At 69.9% G+C, this 17,733-nt stretch carries 15 protein-coding genes; 3 read left to right on the forward strand and 12 right to left on the reverse strand.

The window, feature by feature from the left end:
* Window positions 1–36 precede the first annotated feature (36 nt).
* Both O1R50_RS13940 and O1R50_RS13945 read right to left on the reverse strand, forming a co-directional pair.
* Window positions 37–1,107, reverse strand: a complete 1,071-nt coding sequence (locus tag O1R50_RS13940) for a sensor histidine kinase (RefSeq protein ID WP_270110681.1) — start codon at window positions 1,105–1,107, stop codon at window positions 37–39.
* Window positions 1,108–1,136: 29 nt separating this feature from the next.
* Complete coding sequence (locus O1R50_RS13945) at window positions 1,137–1,781, reverse strand: response regulator (protein WP_270110682.1); 645 nt, start codon at window positions 1,779–1,781, stop codon at window positions 1,137–1,139.
* A gap of 205 nt (window positions 1,782–1,986) precedes the next feature.
* On the opposite strand from O1R50_RS13945, the gene O1R50_RS13950 reads away from it, so the two are divergent.
* Window positions 1,987–3,303: a DUF418 domain-containing protein gene (locus tag O1R50_RS13950; protein ID WP_270110683.1), complete on the forward strand. Its 1,317-nt coding sequence runs from the start codon at window positions 1,987–1,989 to the stop codon at window positions 3,301–3,303.
* 46 nt (window positions 3,304–3,349) lie between these two features.
* Here O1R50_RS13950 and O1R50_RS13955 read toward each other — a convergent pair whose 3' ends face one another.
* Complete coding sequence (locus O1R50_RS13955) at window positions 3,350–4,246, reverse strand: LysR family transcriptional regulator (protein ID WP_270110684.1); 897 nt, start codon at window positions 4,244–4,246, stop codon at window positions 3,350–3,352.
* A gap of 92 nt (window positions 4,247–4,338) precedes the next feature.
* Here O1R50_RS13955 and O1R50_RS13960 point away from each other — a divergent pair, with 92 nt between their 5' ends.
* Window positions 4,339–4,686, forward strand: a complete 348-nt coding sequence (locus tag O1R50_RS13960; RefSeq protein ID WP_270110685.1) for a DoxX family protein — start codon at window positions 4,339–4,341, stop codon at window positions 4,684–4,686.
* Between the two features lie 59 nt (window positions 4,687–4,745).
* On the opposite strand, the gene O1R50_RS13965 is transcribed toward O1R50_RS13960, so the two are convergent.
* The 5 genes from O1R50_RS13965 to glnA all read right to left on the reverse strand — a co-directional run bounded on the left by O1R50_RS13965 (window position 4,746) and on the right by glnA (window position 12,393).
* Window positions 4,746–6,176: a glycosyl hydrolase family 18 protein gene (locus O1R50_RS13965; RefSeq protein WP_408612693.1), complete on the reverse strand. Its 1,431-nt coding sequence runs from the start codon at window positions 6,174–6,176 to the stop codon at window positions 4,746–4,748.
* Between the two features lie 325 nt (window positions 6,177–6,501).
* Window positions 6,502–7,467 (reverse strand): magnesium and cobalt transport protein CorA, encoded by a 966-nt coding sequence (locus tag O1R50_RS13970; RefSeq protein ID WP_270110687.1) that lies wholly within the window; start codon window positions 7,465–7,467, stop codon window positions 6,502–6,504.
* Window positions 7,468–7,716: 249 nt separating this feature from the next.
* Window positions 7,717–10,347, reverse strand: coding sequence for a bifunctional [glutamine synthetase] adenylyltransferase/[glutamine synthetase]-adenylyl-L-tyrosine phosphorylase (locus O1R50_RS13975; protein ID WP_270110688.1), 2,631 nt, complete (start codon window positions 10,345–10,347; stop codon window positions 7,717–7,719).
* Window positions 10,340–11,023, reverse strand: a complete 684-nt coding sequence (locus tag O1R50_RS13980) for a type 1 glutamine amidotransferase (RefSeq protein WP_270110689.1) — start codon at window positions 11,021–11,023, stop codon at window positions 10,340–10,342. The genes O1R50_RS13975 and O1R50_RS13980 overlap by 8 nt, the downstream gene beginning before the upstream one ends.
* A 17-nt stretch (window positions 11,024–11,040) precedes the next feature.
* Window positions 11,041–12,393: a type I glutamate--ammonia ligase gene (glnA, locus tag O1R50_RS13985; protein WP_270110690.1), complete on the reverse strand. Its 1,353-nt coding sequence runs from the start codon at window positions 12,391–12,393 to the stop codon at window positions 11,041–11,043.
* A gap of 140 nt (window positions 12,394–12,533) precedes the next feature.
* On the opposite strand from glnA, the gene O1R50_RS13990 reads away from it, so the two are divergent.
* Entirely contained in the window at window positions 12,534–13,238 is a 705-nt protein-coding gene (locus O1R50_RS13990) for an MOSC domain-containing protein (RefSeq protein ID WP_270110842.1), read from the forward strand.
* Between the two features lie 116 nt (window positions 13,239–13,354).
* Here the strand turns inward: O1R50_RS13990 and O1R50_RS13995 are convergent, their stop codons facing one another.
* The 4 genes from O1R50_RS13995 to O1R50_RS14010 form a co-directional block, all read right to left on the reverse strand.
* A complete protein-coding gene (locus tag O1R50_RS13995; RefSeq protein ID WP_270110691.1) occupies window positions 13,355–14,038 on the reverse strand; it encodes an HAD family hydrolase in 684 nt (227 codons plus the stop codon).
* Between the two features lie 61 nt (window positions 14,039–14,099).
* Window positions 14,100–14,954, reverse strand: coding sequence for a 3-methyl-2-oxobutanoate hydroxymethyltransferase (panB, locus tag O1R50_RS14000; protein WP_270110692.1), 855 nt, complete (start codon window positions 14,952–14,954; stop codon window positions 14,100–14,102).
* 179 nt (window positions 14,955–15,133) lie between these two features.
* The gene (locus O1R50_RS14005; protein WP_270110693.1) at window positions 15,134–16,885 is read right to left on the reverse strand and encodes an NAD+ synthase; all 1,752 of its coding nucleotides are present in this window, start codon (window positions 16,883–16,885) and stop codon (window positions 15,134–15,136) included.
* Between the two features lie 60 nt (window positions 16,886–16,945).
* Window positions 16,946–17,704, reverse strand: a complete 759-nt coding sequence (locus O1R50_RS14010) for a sulfite exporter TauE/SafE family protein (protein WP_270110694.1) — start codon at window positions 17,702–17,704, stop codon at window positions 16,946–16,948.
* Window positions 17,705–17,733: the final 29 nt, after the last annotated feature.

A 17,733-nucleotide genomic window follows, 5' to 3' on the forward strand; every position in this document is an offset into this window, starting at 1 on the left:
CGCGGAAGGTACCCGCGGCGGGACGCGCGGAAACCGTCACACCGGGAGGGTCAGCGTGTTGCGCCAGCCGCCGTCAGGGGTGGCGGTCCAGGTGAGGGTGCCTCCGAGGAGGGCGGCGCGCTGGTGGAGGCCCAGGAGGCCGTGCCGGGAGCTCGGCAGCGGCACGGTGGGGCGGGTGGGCGCGGTGCTGGTGATCGTGACGGTGACGCCGCCGCTCTCGTGGGCGATCGCGACCTCGGCGCTCGCGCCCGGGGCGTGCTTGCGGACGTTCGTCAGCGATTCCTGGACCGTGCGGTAGATCGCGCGTTCGGCGGGCGGGCCGAGTTCCGGGTGCGGGCCGATGCGCAGGGTCGCCTCGATGCCGCTGCCCGCGACCAGGTCCGCGAGCTGCGCGAGTGTCGGCTGCGGAGCGAGCTCGGTGGGGCCGGAGCCGCCCGCGCGCAGCACGTTCACCATGTGCCGCAGCTCGTCGAGGGTGCGGACGCTCAGTTTGCGGATGGTTCCGGCCGCTTCCTTCGCCTCCGCGTCGGCGGTGCTCACCTGGAGCGCGCCCGCGCGGACCGCGATCAGGCTGACCTGGTGCGACACCACGTCGTGCATCTCGCGGGCGAGCTGCGCGCGCTCCTCCGAGAGGACCTTCTGCGTGGCCATGAGCTGCTCGTGCTCGCGCGCTTCGGTGATCTCCGCGAGCCGCGCCGAGAGCTGGTGCCGGATCTGCACGAACTGGCCGAGGAACGCCGCCGCCGCGGCCGGGGCCAGCGCGTACGCGGCGTCCGCGAGGAGCCACGAGTCGACCGGCAGGTCCGCGATGCCGGTGCCGACCGGCCAGATCATGCAGAGCGCGAGGACCGCTGTGCAGGCGGCGAGCAGCCAGCGCCGGTGGGTGCGGGACGCGAGGGTGAACAAGGCGACGAGCGGGGCCGCGGCCGGGCCCATGAAGTACGCGGTCGGCATCGTCAGGAGGAAGACCGCGAGGGGCCAGCGGCGGCGCAGCAGGAGCGCGAAGACGCCCGCGCCCATGAACCACACGTCCCAGGTCGCTTCGAGCCACCAGTAGACGAACCAGACGTCGAAGGCGCTCACCGCCACGAGCAGCACGTCGGTCATCCAGGGGCGCCACCAGCGCCGCAACCGGTTCACCCGCGGTCCCGCAGAAGCCCGGCGCGTTCGGCGGCGAGGGCGGCCTGGACCCGGCCGGAGACCTCGAGTTTCGTGAGGATCGCGCTCACGTGGTCCTTGACGGTGCCCACGCCGAGGTAGAGCCGGGCGGCGATCTCGCCGTTCGAGAGGCCGTCCGCGAGGAGCACGAGGATCTCGCGCTCGCGGGCGCTCAGGCGCTCGACGAGACCGCCCGTGGGCGTCCGCCCGGCGAGGTAGCCGTCGACGACGGTGGAGGTGACCTTCGGGGAGAGCACCACGCCGTCGGAGGCGAGCGTGCGCACCTGGAGGGCGAGGTGCTCGGGGTCGGTGTCCTTGAGGAGGAACCCGGCCGCGCCCATGCGCAGCGCGGCGGCCACGTACTCGTCGGTGTCGAAGGTGGTGAGCATGGCGACCACCGGCGGCCTGGGGAGGGCCCGGAGGCGCTTGAGCACGGTGAGGCCGTCCACGTCCGGCATGCGGATGTCGAGCAGCACCACGTCGGGATGGAGGCGCCCGACCTCGGCGAGCGCCTGGCGGCCCGAGACGGCGGCGACCACCTCGATGTCGCCCGCGGCGTTCAGGATGTGCTGGAAGCCGGTGCGGATGAGGGCCTCGTCGTCGACGACCAGTACCCGGATCATGTGCGGCCTCCTCTCGTTTTCGCTGTGACGATTGGTAGCACGTTCCGGCCACTTCCCGCCTCCCCGGAACCGGGAGGTGTGGGCAAGACCCGCCGATCGGCGGGTGCGTTCCGGCCGGACGGCGGGTCGGTTGCTGCCCGGCAGCGGGCCCGGTCCCGCGCATCGCCGGATGGGAACGGGCCGCCGACCGCCGCACGCTGGCGTCATGACCAACATCATCGCCTTCAAGCCGCGCGCGATCGCGGCCGAGCCGGAGGAGCCGCCCGCCCGCGACGCGTCCATCGGCCGCATCGTGGGCCTCGACGCCGCCCGCGCCCTCGCCGTGTTCGGCATGTACTACTCGCACGTCGGGCCTTGGGCGGAAGAGTCGGGCACGTGGAAGAGCTTCCTCATGGAGATCCCCCACGGGCGCTCCTCGGCGCTGTTCGCGACCCTCGCGGGACTCTCGCTCGTGCTCATCGCGGGCGGGAGCCGCCCCAAGACCGGACGGCCGATGCGGCAGGCGGTGGTGCGGATCGCCCTCCGCTCGGTGCTGCTGCTGGCCCTCGGTTCGTGGCTGGTCGCTCTGGGCACCTCGATCGTGGTGATCCTGGCGTACTACGGCCTGTTCTTCCTGCTCGCGCTGCCGTTCATCAAACTGCGGACGCGGACGCTCGCGATCCTCGCGGTCGTCTTCGGCATCGGCGGGCCGATGATCATCCAGTGGGCGTGGTCGTCCGACACCTCGTGGATGGAGGCGATCGACGCGAAGGACCCGCTCGCGATGTGGAGCGGTGAAGGCGTGACCTCGCTCCTGATCAACGGCACCTACCCGGGCATCGCGTGGATGGCGTACATGTTCGCGGGCATGGCGATCGGCAAGCTCGACCTCACGAAGCTCGCGATCCAGGTGCGGCTCTTGATCATCGGCCCGGCGCTGGCCCTGCTCGGCTACGGCGGCGCCTGGCTGATCGGGAAGTTCCTGCCTTCGGCTGACACGTCGGCGATGGACGCGAAATGGTCGGCCTTCGACCAGGCCATGTCGAAGGCCCTGGAGGGCAAGGACACCGAGAACTGGACCGAGGAGCAGTGGAAGGCCTTCGACGCCGAGCATGCTTCCATCTACGACTTGATGCCCGGCGACAAGGGCATGGGCGGCGGCTTCGACTGGACCAGCCTGGTGGCCGCGAGCCCGCACTCGAACATGCCGTTCGAACTGGCCGGGAACATCGGCGTCGCGTTCACGATCATCGCCGGTCTCGTGCTCCTCTTGGGACGCTTCGGCAAGCTGCGGTTCTGGTTCGCCCCGCTCATCGCGGTCGGCTCGATGTCGCTCACGGCCTACGTGGCCCACATCGCGGCCGTCTGGTTCCTGATCGACCACCCTGCCAACGAGGTCGGCTACGCGACCGGCTGGAGGATGTGGGCGGTCTTCGTCGTGGCCATGCTCATCTTCGCCCCGATCTGGAAGCGGTTCCTCAAGCGCGGCCCGCTCGAGTACCCGATGCACTGGGCGACCCTGCCCGCCAAGCTCGTCAAATAAGGCCTCACACCGCAAGAAATGGCGGACCGGCACCGAACTGGGGGGTTCAACGCCGGTCCGCCGCCTCGCGGGCGGCGGCGATGAAGTCCCCTAGAACACTGGTCGGTCGCGCCGCTTTGGGCCATACCAGGGCCACTGTGCTCGGAGTGATGCCGGTGAGCGGGCGGTAGGCGATGTCGGGCCTGGCGTAGTAGCGGGCGGCGCTCTCCGGCGCGAGGGCGATGCCGTCGCCGTTGGCGATGGCGGTCAGCCAGTCGTCCGGGTGCTCGGTGACCGCGCCGATCTTCACCGGACGGCCGCCTCGCGCCTCGGCGCCGATCCAATGGTCGCGGAAGGCGCCGGTCGCTCCCGGGGCCGCGATGACAGGCTCGTCGAGGAGGTCCTCGAACCGAAGCGTTTCCTGTTGCGCCAGTGGATGGTTCGCGGCCATCGCCACGCAGCGGGGCTCGGTCAGCAGCTCCAGCAGGTGACAGTCCTCCTGGTTCGGGAACGGCAGCCGCATGAACGCCGCCACGACCTCGCCGGAGGCCAGCGCCGCGGCGGGCGCGCCCCAGCTCGCCTGGCGCAGCTCGACCCGCCAATCCGGCCTGCGCTTACGGAAGGCCGCGAGGATCGCCTGGGTCTTCTCGTTGGCGGCGCTGGCGAGGAAACCGACTCTGAGCACTTTGGACGCCTCGGCATCGGCGGCGCGCACGGCGCGTTCGGCCCGGTCCCAGGCGTCGAGGACCGCGTCGATCGATTCGGCCAGCGCCGAACCGGGTCCGGTGAGGGCCATACCGGATCTGGAGCGCTCGAAGAGGGTCGCGCCGAGTTGGTCCTCGAGTTGGCGGATCTGCTTCGTCAGCGCCGGTTGCGAGATGTAGAGGCGCGCCGCGGCCTTCGTGAGGTTGCCTTCCTCGGCGACGGCCCGGAAGTAGCGGAGGAGCCTGGTGTCCACATCCATAACCGGAGGTTATCGATGCATGTATTGGACGGCGCTCGTGGGGCCTCGGAGACTGAAGGGGTCAACCGGAACCGCTTCAGGAAGCCGCCGTCATGGTCATCGCGCTCGTCACCGTCACCTTTGTCAACATCCTGTTCAACGCGATCGAGTCCGTCGCGAACTTCATGCAGGCCGATTGGGTCAAGCGGAACTCGCACGCCGTCGGTGTGCCCGACTCGATGCTGCCGTTCCTCGGACTGGTGAAGGGCGCGGCCGCGGCGGGTCTCGCGGTCGGGTTGTTCTGGCGGCCCTTGGGGATCGCGGCCTCGGTGGGGCTCGTGGTGTTCTTCTTGCTGGCGACGGCGCTCCACATCAGGCACCGGGTCTTCCACAACTTCTACGGTCCGCTGCTGTTCCTGGCATTGAGCGTCGCGGTGCTGTGGCTGATGATCGTCGCCTGAGGCGCGAGCGGCCGGCGGGACCCGAGGGTCCCACCGGCCTGGCGGGTCAGCTTGCGGCGCTAGTTGATTCCGGCGGCGATGGCGCTGACGAGGTCGCCGTCGCTGGTGTCGCCGGAGAGCTCCCAGGCGAACGCGCCCCCGAGGCCCTGGCCGTTGGCCCAGGCCGTCTTGGTCGCGATCGTGGCGGGGGTGTCGTAGCTCCACCATTCGCCGTTGCAGTAGGCGTAAGCGGTGCCCGCGACGGTTCCCGTTGCGGGGCATTCGTTCACGAGGACCTTGTAGTCCTCGATGCCGGCTTCGTAGGTGCCGGGGGCCGGGCCGGTGGCCGATCCTCCGGGCGTCGATTGGGTGACGCCGGTCCAGCCTCTGCCGTAATAGCCGAAGCCGAGCAGGAGTTTCTCGGATGGGATGCCGAGGGATTTGAGCTTGGCGATGGCGGTGGCGCCGTCGAAGCCCGCGATCGGCTGGCCGCTGTAGCTGTTCAGCGGCGCGTGCGGCGCGGTGGGGCCGTCCGTGTCCCAGGCGCCGAAGTAGTCGTAGGTCATGACCATGTAGAAGTCGACGTACTGCGCGGCCTTGCCGTAGCCGCCCAGGTCGATCTTGCCGCCCGCGTTGCCGTCGCCGGTGATCGCCGAGGTGACGAGCTCGTTCCCGAACTTGCTCCGCAAGGCGCTCATCAGGTTCGGGTACGCGTTCGTGCCGCTGGCGTCGCAGGTCAGGCCGCAGGCGTTCGGGTACTCCCAGTCGATGTCGATGCCGTCGAACACGCCCTTCCAGCGCGAGTCGTGCAGCAGGTTGTAGCAGGACTCGGCGAAGGCCGCCGGGTTCTGCGCGGCCTGGCCGAAGCCGCCGGAGTAGGTCCAGCCGCCGAAGGACCAGAGGATCTGGAGGTCGGGGTACATCTGCTTGAGCTTCTTGAGCTGGTTGAAGTTGCCGCGGAGGGGCTGGTCCCAGGTGTCGGCCTTGCCGTCGACCGACTGGTCGGCGGTGTAGGCCTTGTCGATCGCCGCGTACGAGTCGTCCATCGTGCACTGGCCGTTCTTGACGTTGCCGAACGCGTACACGATGTGGGTGAGGTCCTCGGCCGAGCCGGAGGAGACGATGTTCTTGACGTGGTAGTTGCGGCCGTACACGCCCCACTCGGTGAAGTAGGCCGCGTTGATCTTGCCGCCCTGGCCGGGGTTGCCGGTGGGGTGCTCGGTCGGGGCCGCGGTGGGACTCGCGGACTGGGTGGGGTCGGTGCCGCCGCCGCAGGCGCCCTTGGACTCCCAGACGCCCCATTCGCCGGTGGTGCCGGGAATCTCGCCCTGGGTCCACCACTTGGCGCGGTATTCGGTGCCTTTGTGGCTGGCGGTGTCGCCGCCGACGTAGACCTTGGACGCGGACCAGGCGGCGGAGCAGGCGGTCGCGGCGGAGGCGAGGGGGTTGGCGACGGTGTAGATCACGCCGGCGGTCATCACGGCCAGGGCCGCGGTGAGCGCTGCGATCATCCGTCTGGTGTTCAGTCGTCTCAACGTTCCTCCCGAAAAGTAAAGAGACTTAACTGATAGGTATCTTTATTTTTACGTGAACGCAGATCGAAGTCAAGGATTTGCATTGAAAAATTTCAATAGCCCGGTAAGTCGGGAATGGGAGCGTGCTATTGCGACGCAGCGCGACCGCCGCCTCCACACTTTCGCGTTGCACGGCACCGCTACAGTGGTCTGCGAAGGCAGGCAGGGCCAGAGGGGCGGCACCCTCGCGGCGCACTCGCGAGTCGAGTGCGGACGCGGCGGTACCGCCCCTCACTCGTCCCCCCGAGGCGGGCCCCGGACCTCAGAGCCAGCCGTTGCGCCGGAAGCCGCGGTACAGCAGAACGCACACGGCCGCCATCAGGAACAGCGCGAACGGGTAGCCGACCACCCAATGGAGTTCGGGCATGTCGTCGAAGTTCATGCCGTAGATCCCGGCGATGATGGTGGGCGCGATGGCGATCGCGGCCCACGACGAGATCTTCTTCGTGTCCTCGTTCTGCCAGGTGCCGATCTGGCCCTGATGGGCGGTGAGCACGGTCGTCAGGAGGCTCATGCAGGTCTCGATCGTGGCGTCCACGCGGATGAGGTGCGCCGCGACCGTGCCGAATCCCTTGTGCTGCAGCACGCCCGCGCCGCCGTGCCGCTGCTTGAGCGAGCGGGCGAACGGCACGAGCGGGCGCACCGCGTTCTGGAACTCGAGGGTCTCGCGGATGAGGAAGTAGATCTCCTGGTTGCGGTCGATGCGCTCGCCGGAGAAGATCGCGCGCTCGAGGTCGCTCACGTCGTCGGCGAGATCCTCGACCGCGCCGTCGTACTGCTTGACGATCGCGTCGAACAGGGCGTGGACGACACCGGGCAGGCCCTCGGCGCGGAGCTCGGGTTCGGCGGCGAGGCGGCGGCGCACGGCGGGAACGGGATCGACGACGCCGCGGCGGAGGGTCACGAGCGAGCGGCCGTCGCTGTAGAAGGTGAGGTCGCCGGTCTCGACCTGCCGGGTCGACTCGATGTACCAGACGGTCTTCACGAGGACGAGCACCGCGCCCTCGACCGTCTCGACCTTGGGGCGGCGGTGGATCGGGTGCGCGGGGTCGGTGCTGAAGCGGTCGAGGCCCAGCGCCTCGAGTGCGGCGGTGAGTCGTTCGGAACCAGGGGCGTCGAGCTCGACCCAGACGAAGGTGTCCTCGGGGGCAGCGGCCGCGCGCAGGTCTTCGGCGCTGCCGCTCTTGTCCTCGGCCCCATCGGGACCGATCACGGTGTAGTCGATCATCCGCACCTCCGAATTCGGCTCGCGGCAACTGCCGTCCATAGCCCCCACCCACCACCAGAGGGGAAAGTACGTCTCCGCCGCGATCATGTCGCGCCCGCCCGACGAAAACCGCCGCCCAACGAACCCTAGCGGCCGAAGTTCACCGCATCGAGTGAAATGCAAGTCTCGCGGACGCCGGTGTGCGACGGCGGTCGGGGCTCGCGAGGGCGGTCGACTCGGTCGCGGAGGTGAACCGGCCCCGGCCGGCGCTCAACGCTCGTAGACGATCCGGTGCGCCGCGTCGTGGGCGCGACGCGTGAGCCTTCGATAATGATTGAGGAACCGCTCGGTGTCCTCGCCGAAGCCGAGGGTCTGCGCCAGCGCCGCGAGCTCGGGACCCGAGCGCGGCAGGTCGTCGCGCGGGACGCCCCGCGCGAGCGTCATGTCGTTGCGCACCCGCGACACGAACTCCCAGGCCTCGCGCAGCGCCGCCAGGTCGTAGCGGCTCAGGTACCCGGCCGCCGCGGCGGCCTCCAACGCGGGCACCGTCCGTGTCGTGTGCATCGAGACGTCGGCCCCGTGCTCGAGTTGCAGCAGCTGCGCGGTCCACTCGATGTCGACCAGCCCCCCGCGCCCGAGCTTGGTGTGGCCGTTGGGGTCCGCGCCTCGCGGCAGCCGCTCCGAGTCGACCCGCGCCTTCACCCGCCGGAACTCGGTCCGCTCGGCTTCGGTCAGCCCGCCGGGCCGGTACCGCACCCCGTCCGCGAACGCGGTCCAAGCCTCGCACAGCCCCGGGTCCCCCGCGACCGGCCGCGCCCGCAGCAGCGCCTGGCGCTCCCACAGCCGCGCCCGGTCCGCGTAATACCGCTGGTACGCGGCAAAGCTCGGTGCGATCGAGCCGCCCTTGCCCTCGGGCCGCAGGTCGAGATCGATCTGGAGTGGAGGGTCGGCGGTCGGGGCCGCCAGGAGCGCGCGCACCGATTCGACGATCTTGGTGGCGGCCTTGCGGCTCGCGTCGCTCTCTCCGGTGTGGATGAACACGACGTCGGCGTCGGAGCCGAAGCCGGTCTCGCGCCCTCCCAAGCGGCCCATGCCGATCACGGCGATCGGCGGGGCGTCCGGGACGTCGCGGGAGGCGATCTGGAGGGCCGAGTCGAGCACCGAGTCGGTGAGGTCGGAGAGCGCGAGGCCCACGGCCTGGTCGTCGAGGAGCCCGAGGAGGTCGGCGGCCGCGATGCGGATGAGCTCGCGGCGTCGGATCGCGCGCACCGCGCCGATCGCGGCGGTGGGCTCGGTGTGCCGCGCGGCGGCCTGGCTCATGCCCATCGTGAGTTCGGCGCGCGAGCGCGGCGTGAGGTCGGCGTTGTCCGAGAGGTACCGAAGCGATTGCGGCACATGGAGCAGCAGGCTCGTGAAGTAGCGGGACGTGCCGAGGAGCCGGGCGAGGCGCACCGCCGCCGGGCCGCCGTCGCGCAGCAGCCGCAAGTACCAGGGCGTCGAGCCGAGCTTGTCGGAGACCTGCCGGTACGCGAGCAGCCCGCGGTCGGGCTCGGGCGAGTCGGCGAGTTCGTGGAGCACGACCGGAAGCAGGGCCTTCTGCACTGTGGCCGTGCGCGAGACGCCCGCGGTGAGCTGCTTGATGTGCGTGAGCGCGCTCGCGGGGTCGGCGAACCCGAGCACGGCCAGACGCGAGGCGGCCTCGGACTCGGTCATGCGCAGTTCGTGCGTGGGCACCCGTGTCACGGCGTCGAGCAGCGGCTTGTACAGCAGTTTCTCGTGCAGGCGGCGCGCGGTGGTCGCGTGGGCGCGCCACGCCGCGAGGAACGCCTCGTCGGTCTTGTAGCCGAGGGTCCGGGCGAGGTGGTGAAGCGGTTCGCCGCCTTCGGGGACGCGATGCGTGCGCAGCAGCCGCTGGAGCTGCAGCCGGTGCTCGACGGTGCGCAGGAAGACGTAAGTGTCGGCGAGTTCGTCGCCGTCGCGTCGCGACAGGAACCCGGCGGCCACCAGCACCTCGAGCGCTTCCAGGGTGGACCGCACGCGGAGGGTCGCGTCGCCGCGGCCGTGCACGAGCTGGAGCAGCTGGACCGCGAACTCGATGTCGCGCAGGCCGCCCGGGCCGAGTTTGATCTCGAAGCGGCGCTCGGCGCGCGGCACCGACTCGGCGACCTTGCGGCGCATGTCGCGGATGTCGGCCACGACGCCGGGCCGGTCGGCCGCGCCCCAGATGAACGGCTGCACGGCCGCGAGCCAGTCGAGCCCGAGCTGGAGGTCCCCCGCGGCGGGCCGGGCCTTCAAGAGCGCCTGGAACTCCCAGGTGCGGGCCCAGTCCTTGAGGTACGCGAGGTAGGAGTCGATCGAGCGCACGAGCGCGCCGTGGCGGCCCTCGGGCCGCAGGCCCGCGTCGACCGGCCAGGTCGCGGGGCCGACGATCTGGATCATGCGAGCGGCCTGCCGGGTGGCGAGGTCGAGGTCGCCTTCGGCGACGAACACGACGTCCACATCGGAGACGTAGTTGAGCTCTTCCGCGCCGGTCTTGCCCATGGCGACGACCGCGAGCCTGGTCTCACCGGCGCTGTCAGAGGAGTCCAGCTCGTCGCGGGCGAGTTCGAGGCCGCGGGCGAGCACCGCGTCCGCCAAGCGGGACAAGGCGGCCGAGGTGGCGCGAAGGTCCGTCCCGCCGGTGAGGTCGCGGGCGGCGATCCGCAGCAGGTTCGCCTTCCACGCGGCGTTGAGCCCGAACGCGCCCGCTTCGCGGATGCGGGCGAGCCCGGCCTCCTCGTCCTCGGTGAGCGCGGCCTCCGTCTCGGGGTGGGCGCGCATGAAGTCGCCCAGCGCGTTGCTCGCCTCGATGACGGCGAGTCGGGCCTCGTCAGTGTTCGCGCTCTTCTCCGATTCAGGCATCGAGTACCGGCAGCGCCTTCCGCTCGCCCGCGGTGACGCGCGCGAACCGCTGGAGGATCGGCTTCCAGGTGGCGACGATGTGCTCGTCCACCTCGGCGGCCTTGGCGAGCGCGGCTTGGTCGAAGGCGCCGAAGCCCGCGAGCTGCTCAGGGGTGAACTCGAAGTGGGACTGGACGCCCCAGGCCGTGTCGCCGATGCGGAAGACCTCGAGCGCCCCTTGCGGGGAGGCCGCGAGCAGCGTGGCCCCCGGCGGGAGCTCGACGAGTTCCTGGCGGCGCCAGCGGATCACGTCGAGGGTCATCGGGGCCGGGCCGAAGATCAGGTCGCGTCCGGCGGCGTCGCGCTTGGCGAGCATCCGGGGCCCGAAGGGCTCATCGCGGTCCTCGACCGCACCGCCGAAAGCGACGGCGAGCATCCGCGAAGAGGAGCAGATGGCGAGCACCGGGGTGGTGTCGGCGACCGCGGTCTCCATGAGCCCGGTGAGGTCGTCGGCCCAGTCCTTGCCGCGGCCGCCGCCGAGGGCGATGAGCGCGTCGTGCCCACCGGCGGAGTTCGGTACGGCCTCACCGAGGTGGGGCCGCACCGTGTCGAATTCCATACCGGCTTCGGCGAGCCAGGCGGCGGCCCGCCCGAGCCCTTGCGCGGGGTCGTTCTCGATGACGAGTGCGGTGGTCACTCCCCCATGCTAATCGGTCACAAGTTGATGTACCGCTTGCGTTCGAACGCCGTCACCTGGGTGCGGTAGTCCTCCCACTCCTGGCGCTTGTTCTTCAGGAAGTAGTCGAACACGTGCTCGCCGAGGACCTCGGCGACGAGCTCGGAGGACTCCATGGCGTCGAGCGCCTCCGCGAGGTTCCCCGGGAGCGGCTGGTAGCCGGCCGCGGTGCGCTCGGCGCTGGTGAGCGCCGAAACGTCGTCCTCGGTCCCCGGGGGCAGCTCGTAGCCCTCTTCGATGCCCTTGAGGCCGGCGCCGAGGAGCACGGCGTAGGCGAGGTAAGGGTTGGTCGCGGAGTCGAGCGAGCGGATCTCGACGCGGGCCGAGTTCGGCTTGCCGTAGGCCGGGACGCGCACGAGCGCGGAGCGGTTGGCCTTGCCCCACGAGACGTACGAGGGCGCCTCGGAGATCTGGCCGGGCTGCGGGCTGGTGAACAGGCGCTTGTAGGAGTTGACCCACTGGTTGGTGATCGCGGTGAACTCGGGCGCGTGGCGCAGGAGCCCGGCGATGAAGGCCTTCGCGGTCTTGGAGAGCCGCTGCTCGTCGCCCGGGTCGTGGAAGGCGTTGTCCTCGCCCTCGAAGAGCGAGAGGTGGCTGTGCATGCCGGAGCCGGGCTGCGTGTTGTACGGCTTGGGCATGAAGGAGGCGGTCACGCCGGAGGTCAGAGCGACCTCCTTGATGGTGTGCCGGAACGTCATGATGTTGTCGGCGGTGGTGAGCGCGTCCGCGTAGCGGAGGTCGATCTCCTGCTGGCCGGGGGCGACCTCGTGGTGCGAGAACTCGACGGAGATGCCGATGCGCTCGAGGGCGAGGATCGCCTGTCGGCGGAAGTCGCGGGCCACGGAGTGCGTGGTGTGGTCGAAGTAGCCGCCGTCGTCGACGGGCTCGGGCTTGTCGCCGGTCTCCGGGAAGATGTCCTTGAACAGGAAGAACTCGATCTCGGGGTGCACGTAGAACGTGAATCCGCGGTCGGCGGCCTTGGAGAGCGAGCGGCGCAGCACGTGGCGCGGGTCGGCCCAGGACGGTGCGCCTTCGGGGGTGAGGATGTCGCAGAACATGCGGGCGGACTCGCCGATGCCGCGGCCCTCGAACGGGAAGACCTGGAACGTGGTCGGGTCGGGCATGGCGACCATGTCCGACTCGTAGACCCGCGCGAAGCCCTCGATGGCGGAGCCGTCGAAGCCGATGCCCTCGTCGAAGGCGGATTCAAGCTCGGCGGGCGCGACGCTCACTGACTTGAGCGTGCCGAGGACGTCCGTGAACCACAGCCGCACGAAGCGGATGTCGCGTTCTTCGAGCGTGCGAAGCACGAACTCCTTCTGGCGTTCCATGGTGTGTCCTCCTAGGTCCTGGGGCCGCAATTGTCTCACCTGTTTATGTCACTGACGTTAACCGGCCTTGGCGAGCTTGCGAGGCTTAACTGAATGTGGTAGATGGCCGTTAAAACGTGAGCCTAGGTACATTGGTGAGCATGTTCGCAGGCGAGATCAAAGAGTTGTGGCGCTACCCCCTCAAAGGGCTGCGGGGCGAGTCGCTTCGTTCCGCGGTGGTCGATTTCGACGGGTTGGCCGGGGACCGGCTGTTCGGCGTGTTCGAGCCGGGCTCGGACAAGGCGGTGTGGGGCGGCAGCCACCCGAAGCTGATGGGCTGGGAGGCGGCCTGGCCCGCGCAGTGCGGCTGCGCCGACGCGGTCTCGGGCGAACCGGTGCTGTACGAGCCGGGCGGGGCCGCCTGGGGCGCCGATGAGGCCGGGCTCCCCGAGCGGCTGGCCGAGACCGTCGACGCTGAGAAGGGCGTGGAGATCCGCAAGGTCAAGCGCGACTACGGCCGGATGCTCGTGGTCTTCGAGGCGAGTGTGCGCAAGCTCAGCGAGCAGCTGGGCCGCGACATCGACGCGATGCGGTTCCGGCCGAACGTGATCGTGGACGCCGACCTGGAGCCGTTCGCGGAGACCGCGCTCGAACCCGGCCTGGCAATCCGCTTGGGCGAGCACGAGTTCACGCTGCAGAAGCCCTGCGAGCGGTGCGTGCTCCCGAGCTGGGACCCGAACGGCGCCAACGTCCGCGACAAGGACCTGCACAAGCACATCATTACCGAGCTGGGCAATCACTTCGGCGTATATGTGCGGATCAGCGAGCCGGTGACGATCAAGGTCGGCGACGCGATCGCCGCGTAAAGCACCCTTGAACGAAAGGACGCCCTGAGCCGGGGATCGGTCGGCTCAGGGCGCATTCCCAGCATAAAGCGTGGGTGCGACAAGCAGGGTTCACGCGCTGCGCGGCCCGGCGAGCGTCACTTGCGCTCGGTCACCCAGCGGTGGATGAACGGGTACAGCTCCTCAAGGGACGCCGCCGAGACCGTGGCGCGCGGCCACGGCCGCCCGTAGTGGTCGATGTACGCGGTCGCGCAGCCGCGATCGGCGGCGGGGGCGAGGTCGTTGCGGGGAATGTCGCCGATGCTCAGCAGCGCCTCGGCGGGGCGCTCCTCCAGCAGCTCGTCGATGATCGAATCGAGTCCTTCGGGCTTGCCGGCGTCACCTATCACGTGATCGAAAAGGCCGTCGAGACCCAGCCGCTCGAGGGTGTCCTCCAGGCCCGCCGCGGGGGCGTTCGTCACCAGCGCCACCTCGATGCCGCGCGGCAGGCTCCAGATGAACTCCTGGAAGCCCTTCGGCGCCCAGATCTCGAAATCACCGGCGGCCATGCGCTTGCGCGTCTCGACATACGCGTCGTGGCGGATCGACTCGTCGACGCCGTACTCGCCCGCGAGCCGGCGCACCGCGTTGTCGGCGTCGTAGGCGTCGAAAGTGGAGGCGGTCGTGGGCTTGCCCGCGACGAAGGCGGCGTGCGCGGCCAGGAAGGCGCGCTCGTCCACGGCGTCGAGGTGGGAGGCCACGAGACGGGCGTAATGGGTCGCGTGCTCGGAGCCGAGCCGCACGGTGCCGTCGTAGTCGAACAGCAGGATCGCGTCGTTCACGTACGGAGACGCTACGCGAAAGGCCGCCTCGCCCAAAGGGCAAGGCGACCAGACTCACGCCTTATTCGAAGCTGTGGGCCTTCGTGGGGAACTCCCCGGCCCGCACCTCGTCCGCGAACGCCTTCGCGGCGTCCTGCAGGACGTCGGCGACCTCGGCGTAGCGCTTGACGAACCGCTGCGGGCGGCCGCGCCGAAGCCCGGCCATGTCCTGCCAGACGAGGACCTGCGCGTCCGTGTCGGGACCCGCGCCGATGCCTACTGTCGGGATCGGGATCTGCTTGGTGATCTCGGCGGCGACCGACGAGGTGACCATCTCCAGGACCACGGCGAACGCGCCGGCCTCGGCGACGGCGTGCGCATCGGCCTCGACCTCGGCGGCCTGGGCGTCGCGGCCCTGCACGCGGTAGCCGCCCACCGCGTGCTCGCTCTGCGGTGTGAAGCCGATGTGGCCCATCACGGGGATGCCCGCGTTGGTGAGGGCCCGGATCTGCTCGGCCATGCGGCGGCCGCCTTCGAGCTTGACGGCGTGGGCCCCGGCCTTCATGAACCGCACGGCGGTCTCGAGGGCCTGGGCCGGGCCGGTCTCATAGGACCCGAACGGCAGGTCGGCGATGACGAGCGCCCGCTGGGTCGAGCGGGCGACGGCCGCGACCAGCGGCACGAGCTCCTCGACCGAGATCTGCAGGGTCGTCTCGTAGCCGTAGACGTTGTTCGCCGCCGAGTCGCCGATGAGCAGCGCCGGGATACCGGCTTCATCGAAGAGGGCGGCCGTGTACATGTCGTAGGAAGTCAGCATCGCCCACTTCTCACCGCGCTCTTTGGCTTCGATGAGGTGGCGGGTGCGGACGCGTTTGACGTTCTTGCCCGGCCCGTACAGGCTCGGGATCTCGTCAGGGGAAATCGATGAGGACGTCATCGTCGCTGCTCCAGAATCTCCTCGTGGCCGGCCAGGCCGGTCCCCGGGTAATACCGATCCAAACTAACGCTCATCGATGTCCTTGTCATCCGGCGAAGCGCTTGCTGTGACAAATAACCCCTCGGCGAAGCTTGCGAGCCGTAAATCGGCACAGGCCCGAGGGCCGGGTGATCCAGCTACTACTTCCCTCGACCGGGCTTTCCGCGGAAATGGTTCGTGATCGGCAGGCGCCGGTCCCGACCGAACGACTTCACGGTGATCTTCGTGCCCGGAGCGGACTGGCGGCGCTTGTACTCGGCGCGGTCCACGAGCCCGGCGATGCGCTCGACGACCTCGGCGGGGTAGCCCTGCTCTACTAGATCCTCGCGTCCCGCGTCGCCGTCCACGTAGCCGACGAGGATGCCGTCGAGCACCGCGTAGTCGGGCAGCGAATCGGAGTCGAGCTGGTCGGGCCGCAGCTCCGCGCTCGGCGGCTTCATGATGATGTTCTCGGGGATCGGCTCGGTCTCGCCGAGGCTGCGGGCCTTCTCGTTGCGCCAGTTCGCGAGCTCGTAGACGAGGGTCTTCAGCACGTCCTTGATCGGCGCGAAGCCGCCGCACGAGTCGCCGTACAGCGTCGAGTAGCCCACGGCGTACTCGCTCTTGTTGCCCGCCGCGAGCACCAGGTGCCCGTGCTGGTTCGACAGGGACATCCAGATCACGCCGCGCACGCGGGCCTGCAGGTTCTCCAGGGCGAGCCCCGAGACGGCGATCTCGGAGAGGTACGCGTCGACGATCGGCTGGATCGGCTCCACGACGTGCGTGATGCCGCACCGCTCCGCCAGGTCGGCGGCGTCGTCGAGCGAGTGCTGCGACGAGAACTGGCTCGGGTTCGCGACGGTGAAGACGCGGTCGGCGCCGATCGCGTCGCGCGCCAGGACGGTGGTGACCGCCGAGTCGATGCCGCCGGAGAGACCGATCAGCACCGAAGGGAAGCCGTTCTTGTTCACGTAGTCGGCCAGACCGAGGCGCAGGGCCTCCCAGACCTCTTCGTGGTGGCCCAGCTCGGGCGCGAACGACGGCTCGACGCGGGTCTCCAGGACCTTCGGCTCGGCGGAGAGGACGTGGAGCGCGGTGCTCATCAGCTCCGAGGAGTGGTTCGCGATGTCGCGGCCTCCCGAAGCCGGGCACTCGACATCGGTGACGAGCAGCTCGGAGGCGAAGCGGCGGGCGCTGGAGAGGACCGAGCCGTCCGCGGCGACGATGATCGAACCGCCGTCGAACACCAGGTCGTCCTGGCCTCCCACGGTGTTGAGGTACGCGACCGGGGCGCCGAGACCGGCGGCCCGCTCCTTGACGACCGCGAGTCGGCGCTCGTGCTTGCCCTGCTCGTACGGCGAGGCGTTGATGTTGACCACGAGGCCCGCGCCGGCCTCCTCGGCGACGGTGAACGGCACGCCGCCCCACACGTCTTCGCAGACGGTGAAGGCCACATCCACCCCGCCGATGCGCGCGAGGTGCAGTTCGTGGCCCGCGACGAACCAACGGTCCTCATCGAAGACGCCGTAGTTCGGAAGATGATGCTTGTAGTAGCGAAACAGGACCTTGCCGTCCTGAAGCAGCGCCAAGGCGTTTCGGATGCCGTGACCTGTGGTGGAACCGATGGGTCCGTCCGCGTCCAGATATCCGACGGCGACGGGCAGCGATCCGTTCCCGTCCGCGGCGATCTCTTCGGCGAGTCGGACGAGGCGGTCGCGGCTGGCCTCCACGAAGGAGTGGCGCAGCGCGAGGTCCTCGACCGGGTAGCCGGTGAGGGACTGCTCGCCGGTCGCGAGCAGGTGCGCCCCGGCGGCCGTGGCCGCGGAGGCGGCCCGGCGGATGAGGTCGGCGTTGTGGTCGAGGTCGCCCACGATGGGGTTGTCCTGGGCGAGTGCGATTCGGAGCGTCGGCATAGGCCTATTCTTCCGCGCCCGCGCCGCTCCCGTCACCGGAGTTCCGGGAAGTGGTCTGGATCAGAGCGAGCGGACCAGGAGGACCGCGGAGAGCACGAGGCCGTAGACGACGATCGCGATCCGCAGCGGCCGTTCGGGAATCCGCTGGAAGATCCGCGCGCCGATGTACCCGCCGATGAACGTGGCGGGCACGAGCACGCCGATCGCCCACCACGCGACGTCGGCCCAGATCCCGTACATGACGCTGGTGACGACGCCGACGAGCATCGTGCAGAAGTTCTTCAGGGCGCCCACGCGGCCGAGCGTCTCGGAGACGCCCATGGCGATCACGGCCATGAGGATCAGGCCCAGGGCGGCGTTGAAGTACGAGCCGTAGAGGCACCCGGCGAACACCCCGATGTGGAGGACCGCCGGGTGGAGTGCGCGGCCGCCGTTGAGCTTGGTCACCCTCCGGTTGACCCACGGGCCGATCGCCATGAGCACGGTCGCCGCGAGCACCAGGAACGGCACGATCGTCTCGAACACCGAATGCGGCGTGTTCAGCAGCAGCAGTGCTCCGCAGACCGACGCGACCAGGGCGGTCGGGATGAGCGTCAGCGCGCGGCGCTTCTGGCCGCGGAGGTTCTCGCGGGAGCCGACCGCGGCGGCCGTGTAGGCGGGCGCGACCGCGATGCCGTTCGTGGCGTTCGCCAGGAGCGGCGGCACGCCGACCGCCATCAGGGTCGGGTAGGTGATGAGCGAGCCGCCTCCGGCCACGGCGTTGAGCCCGCCGCCGAGCAGACCGGCGATGAGCAGTGCGGAGACCTGGAGCAGATTCATGGCTCAGGCAGCGTACGCTTGAGCGCTGG

Source organism: Glycomyces luteolus, assembly GCF_027622875.1.
GTDB classification, from domain to species: Bacteria; Actinomycetota; Actinomycetes; order Mycobacteriales; family Micromonosporaceae; genus Glycomyces; species Glycomyces luteolus.

What these genes read in the sequence shown, in the direction of transcription:
- O1R50_RS13970 (WP_270110687.1), bottom strand. Translation starts at nt 7,467, where the DNA reads ATGATCGACTACACCGTGATCGGTCCCGATGGGGCCGAGGACAAGAGC.
- O1R50_RS13955 (WP_270110684.1), bottom strand. Translation starts at nt 4,246, where the DNA reads ATGGATGTGGACACCAGGCTCCTCCGCTACTTCCGGGCCGTCGCCGAG.
- panB (WP_270110692.1), bottom strand. Translation starts at nt 14,954, where the DNA reads ATGACGTCCTCATCGATTTCCCCTGACGAGATCCCGAGCCTGTACGGG.
- O1R50_RS14010 (WP_270110694.1), bottom strand. Translation starts at nt 17,704, where the DNA reads ATGAATCTGCTCCAGGTCTCCGCACTGCTCATCGCCGGTCTGCTCGGC.
- O1R50_RS13960 (WP_270110685.1), top strand. Translation starts at nt 4,339, where the DNA reads ATGGTCATCGCGCTCGTCACCGTCACCTTTGTCAACATCCTGTTCAAC.
- O1R50_RS14005 (WP_270110693.1), bottom strand. Translation starts at nt 16,885, where the DNA reads ATGCCGACGCTCCGAATCGCACTCGCCCAGGACAACCCCATCGTGGGC.
- O1R50_RS13945 (WP_270110682.1), bottom strand. Translation starts at nt 1,781, where the DNA reads ATGATCCGGGTACTGGTCGTCGACGACGAGGCCCTCATCCGCACCGGC.
- glnA (WP_270110690.1), bottom strand. Translation starts at nt 12,393, where the DNA reads ATGGAACGCCAGAAGGAGTTCGTGCTTCGCACGCTCGAAGAACGCGAC.
- O1R50_RS13950 (WP_270110683.1), top strand. Translation starts at nt 1,987, where the DNA reads ATGACCAACATCATCGCCTTCAAGCCGCGCGCGATCGCGGCCGAGCCG.
- O1R50_RS13965 (WP_408612693.1), bottom strand. Translation starts at nt 6,176, where the DNA reads ATGATCGCAGCGCTCACCGCGGCCCTGGCCGTGATGACCGCCGGCGTG.
- O1R50_RS13975 (WP_270110688.1), bottom strand. Translation starts at nt 10,347, where the DNA reads ATGCCTGAATCGGAGAAGAGCGCGAACACTGACGAGGCCCGACTCGCC.
- O1R50_RS13940 (WP_270110681.1), bottom strand. Translation starts at nt 1,107, where the DNA reads ATGACCGACGTGCTGCTCGTGGCGGTGAGCGCCTTCGACGTCTGGTTC.
- O1R50_RS13990 (WP_270110842.1), top strand. Translation starts at nt 12,534, where the DNA reads ATGTTCGCAGGCGAGATCAAAGAGTTGTGGCGCTACCCCCTCAAAGGG.